Raw genomic sequence first — 7,482 nt, 5'->3', positions numbered from 1 at the left:
GTTCGCTTGGCGAACCACACGAACCGGAAATTCCAATATCCAAGTATCGAAATTCAAAACTTTAATTTTTGGATTTGGCACTGTCGATTTGTTATTTTGAATTTAGTGTTTGAGATTTGCGCTTCGCGCTGTTCCCGGTGGCCATACCGGAGGGGCCCCACCCGTTCCCATACCGAACACGGAAGTTAAGCCCTCCAAGGCCGATGCTACTGCTGCCGCGAGGCAGTGGGAAAGTAGGACGCTGCCGGGTTACAAACAGAAAGCCTGCTGGTGAAAGCCAGCAGGCTTTCTTATTTTGTGTAACCCGTAGCAGCGTCCGGAAGAAAGTCGATGGGGTTTATCCGGCGACATCAATCACGATAGAACGATAAAGAGTCGCCGGTATGCACGAAGTGCGGTTTGGACCTCTGCCGGGTTACAAGCACGTGGAGTAACCTCGTTGAGGACAAGCCTATTGTAGTATATACATAATGGGTGTTTGAGTGGGATGAGAAGAAAGCAGCGAGCAATGAGGCAAGACATGGTGTCTCGTTTGAGGAAGGTGCGACGGCCTTCTTTGATCGTGCAGGGATCGACGGCGAGGATCTTGAGCATTCGATCACCGAGGCACGGCGATATCGGCTCGCTCGATCGGCAACAGGAAGGCCCCTCGTCATCGTGTATACGGTAAGGAGCCATGGCCATGAAAAGAATATCCGAATCATCAGTGCGCGATTGGCGAATCGGAAAGAAAAAAAGCGTTACCGGGAAGCGCAAGATTGACTATTCAGACATTCCCCCGTTGTCTGACGAGCAATTGGCCACTATGCGCCGTATTGGACGACCGCCGCTGGGCGATGAACCGAGGCAACTGATCGCGATTCGGCTCGACCCCAAAGTGCTTCGCTGGCTCAAGGCGATTGCAGCCAAGCGGCAGGTGCCCTACCAGTCGCTCATTAATGACATGTTGGCGAGTGAGATGAAGAGGGCAGGTTAGGAATGTACTGGGATGTGGTCGAGGTGAAATCCTTGGAGGATGTGAGCCTATTCGTCCGATTTGCCGATGGGCTAACTGGCGAAGTCCGTTTTACTCCAGAGAATCTCACCGGTGTCTTTACGCCGTTGAACGACCCAGCTTTCTTCAAACAAGTGTACCTAGACCACGGCGCTGTTGCCTGGCCGGGGCAGATTGATCTAGCACCGGATGCGATGTATCAAGAGCTCAAAGAAAAGGGGGTAGCGGTTTTGGCATAGTCAGTAACATGAAGAAGGCATGACGGCAAAGAGTAGTCCTGTCGCTATTGCCGGGTTACATCAATGGCTCGTTGATTGAAAGATCAGCGGGCCTTTTCATTTGAAATGCGCCGGTAACGACTACTTTTCACGAAGAAAGTCAGGGGTCCTATCCGGTGATGTTAATCACGATAAAGCGATGGATAGCCGGCGATGTAGATGCTGTAGACATTGGTACGGAACAAGTCTGTTGGCGAGAGAGGAGCAGAGGAGAGGTTCCGGGCGCTGTCTGAGAAATTGCTTCCTGATCTGATTGAACCTACAATAGACTCGTGTATTTCAGGATCGTTGGCGAGATTGAGGATATTGAAACGATTGCCGTCGGTGGTAGAATCAGGGACATCATGCGGCTCCGGCGGCGGTTTGGCCCCGCGCGGTGGAGGAAGCTGAAAGGCAGAGCGCGAATTCGACTAGCAGACGGAATGACCAGACTGGCCGAAGTACACTGGTACGAGGCACACGGTATCGGACGGAAGAAGATGAAGATCAAGCGATTCTTGGATTGAGGGAACTATCTTGCGACGAAAACAAACCGAACGCCGATTTGTCCTCTGTGTGAAGAACGACGATTGTGATGATCTTGAGAAGCGCAAGGTGTATCGCGTGCTTGTGGACCCCAAAGCGGAAAAAGACGGATACCTGCGCGTGATCGATGAATCAGGTGACGATTACCTCTATCCCGCTTCCTACTTTGTCAAACTGGAATTGCCCCACGAAGCAGAACAAGCCATCGCTGCTGCCGGATAGCCCGCGAATCCAGATGGGTCACGCCTGTCAGATTCACAACATCCCGAATTTCGATTGTATCGATTGCAGGAAGACGGCATGTACCTGCCAGGCGTCGATGGGTGGACGCATCGAGCTTGCGCCCACGGTGTTGGTGGAGACATTGGAGCCGTACGTCGAGCGTGTACTGACTGCGCTTGGCCATCCAGAAGCCCTGGTTACCGATCTCAGTACGATCGGTGACTTTGCTGTGGATGACGACGAACGCTCCGCCGCAAGTGTCATGTTAGGGGTGGCGTTGTCCGATGCTGACTACATTCATGAAGTCGCGCAACGCCTTCGCGCTCAGGCGCAAGCGAAATGCGCTCAATGAGTGGACCGACTGGCTGGTGGCCAAGCTCAAGTTCATTTGGTCGGCGGATAAAATGCGCGCTCTACTGGCAGCCGTCCGATCTGAAATGGCACGAGTATCCCGGACAATCGTCGAGCGCTCGTCTCAGTGACCTCGTACAGCAAATCGACGCCTATCCGCTGGCCTGCTTCTTCGTATGAACGGGCTGCTGCCGAGGTCTCTTAAAAAAGACTCCCGATAATCATCTCGAAGGCTCCTCTTGTGGAGTATAGAGTTGGCGGCATGCATGAGTCGCCGGCTCTTCTCCACCTACATCAAGGAGGTTGCCATGGGATGTATTGTGTGGGTGACCAGATACCGCCGCAAGATCCTTGTCGAGGGCGTTGCCAAGTACTTGCGGGTCAAGCTGCTGGAGGTACGGAAGTACTATCTCGACTGGCAGTTCACGGAGATCGGGATCGACAAGGATCATGTGCATGTGCACATGGTGATCCCGCCGAAATACAGCGTGAGTTTTGCGGTGGAAACGATCAAGAAGAACACCAGCCGGGCGTTGCGGGAGAAGTTTCAGTTCTTGGACAAGGTGTACTGGGATCGCGGCGGTATCTGGTCAACCGGCTACTTTGTGTCCACGGTCGGGATTACCGAAGAGATCATCAGGCGGTACGTAGCCCGACAAGGGAAGGAAGACGCGGGACAAGCGCAGCTTGAATTCTGAGAGAACCCCGCCTGTAAAGGCGGGGGAATCTATATTCGTTGCGACTCTCCCAGAGCTCACGCCCAATCCCCAAATGACCTTCTGCAACTTGGCGGATGTCGCTGCGGAGGGATTCGGCGACCACTCAAAAATATCGCTTGATCTCCTCAACCTGCGGGTCGTTCATGGGATGCTGGTATAGCCTGATCGAACAGAAAATGCAATCTGCCGTTCGAACACACGAAAAGAGGAATCTTTGTTCTTGATTGATCAAACTTCAGCTTCCCCTTCTCCAACTGATTGCCGTCATTCCTGATCCTCGACTGTTGGAGGCCACCCGTCGGGGTCGCGGCCGTGCACCCGCTGGTACGCGCGCACCGTGGCGGGTGGTGGCCCATCACAGGCGTTCTGAATGGAGGCGTGGTACGCTTCATCCAGCCTCTGCCGAAACTCGGCTAGCTCCGTCTGGCGTTCCGCAAGCTGCCGTTCACGCCAGAAACTCTCTGTGGGATCGTAGCGGAGGGCTTCGGGAGCATCATCTTCTGCTAGGTCAGGCAGGGAGCTGAGATCGATGGCATACAGACGCGGGTGCGTATACCGCCAGCTCAGTCCGATTTGGCGCATACGCCGGAAAATCAGTTCATACACCGGTGTTAGGTCCGCACGATGTCGGACCATCGTGGTGCCCATATAGAACTCGATGTAATCACCGCGAGTGCCAAAGCCTTCTTGAGTGGAGTTGCGACGGTGACGGAAGTTCGCGATGAAACCGGCGGCGGAGCGAAATGAGCCCAAATCAACGAGCATTCCATCAGCAGTCACAACGTCATGGTTGTCGGCGAACACATCCCACAGACAGCATCCCAGTAAGTCGGCACATTCCTCCACGGGATTGGGCGCACAGTGGATCATATCGCGCCTGACTGCATCCAGGGTGAGCGGCGGTTCCTCTTTGGACGATACAGGTTCCTTCTTGAGAAGGCTCCTGAGATTCTCCCGGATCTTCAACGTTTCCTCATAGACCTGCTCCGCTGTAGGATGGTAGACGAGCAGCAATGGAGACCGATCCCACCCCTCGGGCGCCAGCTCTTCAACTAAGGTGCGATCGGCGAGGCCATTTGGAAACAGGCGCTCGAACAGAGCCCAACAGTGGGCTTCCGTCAGTCTTTCCGCCATAGCTCACCTCCCCGATCAACAAACAAGCGAGCTATGCTACCAATGGTCAGCTTAAGGTCTCAACCAATGCCACGGTTCTTACGTTGGTGGCTGAGAGAAGAAATCCGACCAAGACCCGCCAATCTGGTAGAACCTATTTACCAGTAGAGCAAGTTGCGGATGGAACAATGTCGGATTTTTAGAGCCCTCCGGCTCGGTAGCACGATGGGGTTGTCTTGGTCCCCACTGCGTATATCACGGCGCTGGCCACTACGACTCAGGAAAGACATATCCTGCGGCTCATCGCTGCTTCGGCTGGTGCGTCGCAATTCGAGAATCCGCCGAAGTCCAGCCGGCATCGAACGGATGACTGGACTGTCGATGACCAAGCCATGACTCTGCACTGCGCGCTGCACCAACACCCTGATGGCCAGCGCCCATCCGAGTGGTTCTAAGGTAGAACGTGAGAATTGAACCATTCGTTGGTGGGAACTCAGAAGTGAAGCGGTTTCCTTCGTATTGTTTACCGAAACGATTGGTGGAGATGCACGATCGCGACGGACAACGCATGGTCGAGAGCCGTGCGCATCGCTGGTTGCAATTCGTAGTCGCTGGCGTAATCGCCCCACTCGCCGGATTGGGGAACCGCCATGGCAGAGACGATGTCGTGGTACAGCACTTCGCCGCTTTCCACTGAGATGATCTTACTCGATACCACGAACGGCGGCATCCTCCCGTAAAAGCGCGCGAGCATCCGCTCTCTCATGGTGGGTCCTTCGATCCGGAAGAGCACCAGGCTATCTGCACCAAGCCACTTGCCGATTCGCACCACACTGTCATCTTCGACGCGTCCTGAGAGTTGCCAGCGCTGCTCGTTCGTCAATCGGTCGATGTCGCGCCGTTCGACGATCTTGATCCACGACCGCTGTTTTTTGAGTTGAAATGTCGCTTGCTCGAGCCTGCTGTACCCGTACGTCATCTCTTGCTCGGACGCGCGAGGATACCAGACGGCTAAGCGCCGAACACCCTGCGGCACCCGTTCGCTCATCATGGCCGTATCGATCGGAGTTTGATCGATAACTGCACGAGGCGTAGGACGACATCCTGTTTGTGACCAAATACTGATCACCGCGACGGTGGCAGCGAGGGATACCAACCGCTGTGTGCGAGGTCCGGCAGGCATGGAATCAGAGTATGAAAGAATAGAGGTCAGGAGGCTATGCTACGAATAGGGGAAGATGGCTACTAAGGAATAGAAAGACGTGAGTTGATTTCCCACCGACACAAGAATGAGTTCGCAGCGATTGATGGTCAGCCATCTGGTAGACATCCCGTCTTCCGACCGGCATGCGGGAATCCCGCAGGTCCGGATCCGTGGGGGGCCTGGGTGGGCGACCATCCGGGTCTACCCGGCCTTCACCGGCAAGCTCGATTTCGTCCCATCTGTTGTTGATCTGACCGAACAAGGGTTTCCTGTCGTCGGAGGTAGACTCGATGGCGTGAACGAGAGGACGGTTGCCGGATTGGTGTACGACCGGTCATCCCTGTTCTTTCGGCCAATGATCCCGTTGAAATCCCGTCAAGATCCCGTCAGGGCCGAACGTGAGGTCCTGATTCCAGCTCAGGACGTCGTCGTAGTCACGAAATTCCCATGTCGCGATCCCTCCGCCATCGGGGGTCTGTCGCTTCTGCACCGGTTTTCCCCATTCGCGCACATAGTAGTCCTCCGTCTTCACGCCGATCTCTTGCCGCATCCGGGCGTCAAACGCCTCCCAACGTTGTTCCCCCTCCCAGCGTTGTTCCATGATCATGGAACAGCCGGAAACGAATAGTGTAGCGGCAGCTACCGGAATGGAGAACAGCAAGTTCGCAGTCTTCATGACACACCTCCGTCATCTCATCGCGGGCCTGTCCAGAAATCTGATGCAGAAGTTGTCATGTGATGGACAAGGTGACCGCTGTTTGTCTCACTGAGCTGCCTATCCATTCTCACGCGACTTTCATGTGACTGTCGACTTCGTTCCGATCCTCACACTTCCGGGATGACCGGCCAGGACCGACCTGAATCTCGCCTTGCTGAAGTATGTGAAGAGGCGTTTCCAACTCGGATTTCTCGAAGTGGCTGCTCGTCGATTCAGTGGACGATAACCGGTTCATGTCGAGACTGTTTATCCGCATACGTTTCCACTCGCCCCACCACCGCACGGTGAGGAACAGAAAGCCGATCGTGCACAGGGCAAATGTCCAGAAACCCAAATAGAGCGCCCAGAGCAAAGTGCCCACATCCGTCTGCCCGAACACTTGATGCGCGAGCAACTCCAACCCGACACTGATGAGGAGCAGCCCGCCGATGATGCCGGCAGGCCATCCGATATGTGGTATCCTTCGATCTCTTTGAATCTTGGTCTTCATAAGATCACCGGTTCGGTGATTATTGGGCGAGCTTCCGGTTAGTGAACCATCCTCTCAATGTACTTATTTAGATGATAAAAGATACTAGGGCGTGTCATCAATTAAGCCATGTCATTGAAGCAGCGAGATAGATGGCACCGAGGAAATTGGCGGCGCGTTTGTCGTAGCGGGTGGCGATGGCGCGGAATTGCTTGAGTCTGGCGAAGAAGTTCTCAATCAGATGCCGGGCTCGGTAGAGGTCTTGATCGTATTCGCGGGGGGTGGTTCTGTTGGCTTTGGGGGGAATGACCACGACCTTGCCCGCTCGTTGCAGCGGCTGGATCACCCGTTCATCGGCATCAAAGGCCTTATCGGCAATGATGGTATCCGCGTCAATGCCGGGTAGCAAGACATCGGCGCCCTCCAGGTCATGCGCCTGCCCTGGGGTGAGATGAAACCCCGTTGGGTTACCCAACGCATCACAGGTGGCGTGGATTTTGGTGGTCAGGCCACCCTTGCTGCGTCCGATGGCTTCCTGCGCGTGGTGCCCCCTTTTGCACCAGCGCTGTGCTGGTGGGCACGAACGATGGTGGAATCGATCATCGCGTATTCGTTGTCAGGATCGTCAGCAAGACGTTCAAACACCCGCTTCCAGACGCCGCGTCGACTCCAGCGCGTATGGCGTGTGTGGATCACTCGGAAATCTCCGAACCGCTCCGGCAGATCCCGCCACGGGATCCCCGCGCGATACCGGTACAACACCGCTTCCACAAACAGCCGGTTGTCCTTCGCCGTCACGCCCACCGTCTCTTCACGACCAGGCAGCAGATGCTCGATCTTCTCCCATTGGTCATCACGCAATCCATACCGTCTCACCATCCGCAGACCC

General features: G+C 55.2%; 10 protein-coding genes and 1 rRNA gene. 6 read left to right on the top strand and 5 right to left on the bottom strand.

Annotated features, from left to right (window positions below; genetic code table 11):
- The first annotated feature begins 133 nt into the window (after nucleotides 1–133).
- The 6 genes from rrf (at nucleotide 134) to tnpA (ending at nucleotide 3,068) form a co-directional block, all read left to right on the top strand.
- Nucleotides 134–250 (top strand): 5S ribosomal RNA (rrf, locus tag P0119_08175).
- Between the two features lie 432 nt (nucleotides 251–682).
- Nucleotides 683–976 carry a BrnA antitoxin family protein gene (locus P0119_08170; GenBank protein ID MDF0666038.1) on the top strand — a complete coding sequence of 98 codons (294 nt, stop codon included), beginning with the start codon at nucleotides 683–685 and terminating at the stop codon, nucleotides 974–976.
- Between the two features lie 2 nt (nucleotides 977–978).
- The gene (locus P0119_08165; GenBank protein MDF0666037.1) at nucleotides 979–1,233 is read left to right on the top strand and encodes a DUF2442 domain-containing protein; all 255 of its coding nucleotides are present in this window, start codon (nucleotides 979–981) and stop codon (nucleotides 1,231–1,233) included.
- Nucleotides 1,234–1,788: 555 nt separating this feature from the next.
- On the top strand, nucleotides 1,789–2,019 hold the full coding sequence (locus P0119_08160; protein ID MDF0666036.1) for a hypothetical protein: 231 nt from the start codon (nucleotides 1,789–1,791) through the stop codon (nucleotides 2,017–2,019).
- 97 nt (nucleotides 2,020–2,116) lie between these two features.
- Nucleotides 2,117–2,371, top strand: a complete 255-nt coding sequence (locus P0119_08155) for a hypothetical protein (protein MDF0666035.1) — start codon at nucleotides 2,117–2,119, stop codon at nucleotides 2,369–2,371.
- A gap of 307 nt (nucleotides 2,372–2,678) precedes the next feature.
- On the top strand, nucleotides 2,679–3,068 hold the full coding sequence (tnpA, locus tag P0119_08150; protein MDF0666034.1) for an IS200/IS605 family transposase: 390 nt from the start codon (nucleotides 2,679–2,681) through the stop codon (nucleotides 3,066–3,068).
- 285 nt (nucleotides 3,069–3,353) lie between these two features.
- Here tnpA and P0119_08145 read toward each other — a convergent pair whose 3' ends face one another.
- The 5 genes from P0119_08145 to P0119_08125 form a co-directional block, all read right to left on the bottom strand.
- The gene (locus P0119_08145; protein ID MDF0666033.1) at nucleotides 3,354–4,223 is read right to left on the bottom strand and encodes a hypothetical protein; all 870 of its coding nucleotides are present in this window, start codon (nucleotides 4,221–4,223) and stop codon (nucleotides 3,354–3,356) included.
- A 502-nt stretch (nucleotides 4,224–4,725) separates the two neighbouring features.
- Complete coding sequence (locus P0119_08140) at nucleotides 4,726–5,253, bottom strand: hypothetical protein (protein ID MDF0666032.1); 528 nt, start codon at nucleotides 5,251–5,253, stop codon at nucleotides 4,726–4,728.
- 487 nt (nucleotides 5,254–5,740) lie between these two features.
- On the bottom strand, nucleotides 5,741–6,082 hold the full coding sequence (locus P0119_08135; GenBank protein ID MDF0666031.1) for a hypothetical protein: 342 nt from the start codon (nucleotides 6,080–6,082) through the stop codon (nucleotides 5,741–5,743).
- 109 nt (nucleotides 6,083–6,191) lie between these two features.
- Entirely contained in the window at nucleotides 6,192–6,614 is a 423-nt protein-coding gene (locus P0119_08130; GenBank protein ID MDF0666030.1) for a hypothetical protein, read from the bottom strand.
- A 97-nt stretch (nucleotides 6,615–6,711) separates the two neighbouring features.
- Nucleotides 6,712–7,469 (bottom strand): IS5 family transposase gene (locus P0119_08125; protein ID MDF0666029.1). Its coding sequence is split into 2 segments (ribosomal slippage): nucleotides 6,712–7,134 and nucleotides 7,137–7,469, totalling 756 coding nucleotides; the frame shifts between segments, so codons are not numbered across the junction.
- Nucleotides 7,470–7,482: the final 13 nt, after the last annotated feature.

Source organism: Nitrospira sp., assembly GCA_029194665.1.
GTDB lineage: Bacteria > Nitrospirota > Nitrospiria > Nitrospirales > Nitrospiraceae > Nitrospira_D.
This window is presented reverse-complemented; position numbering and strand designations above follow the sequence as displayed.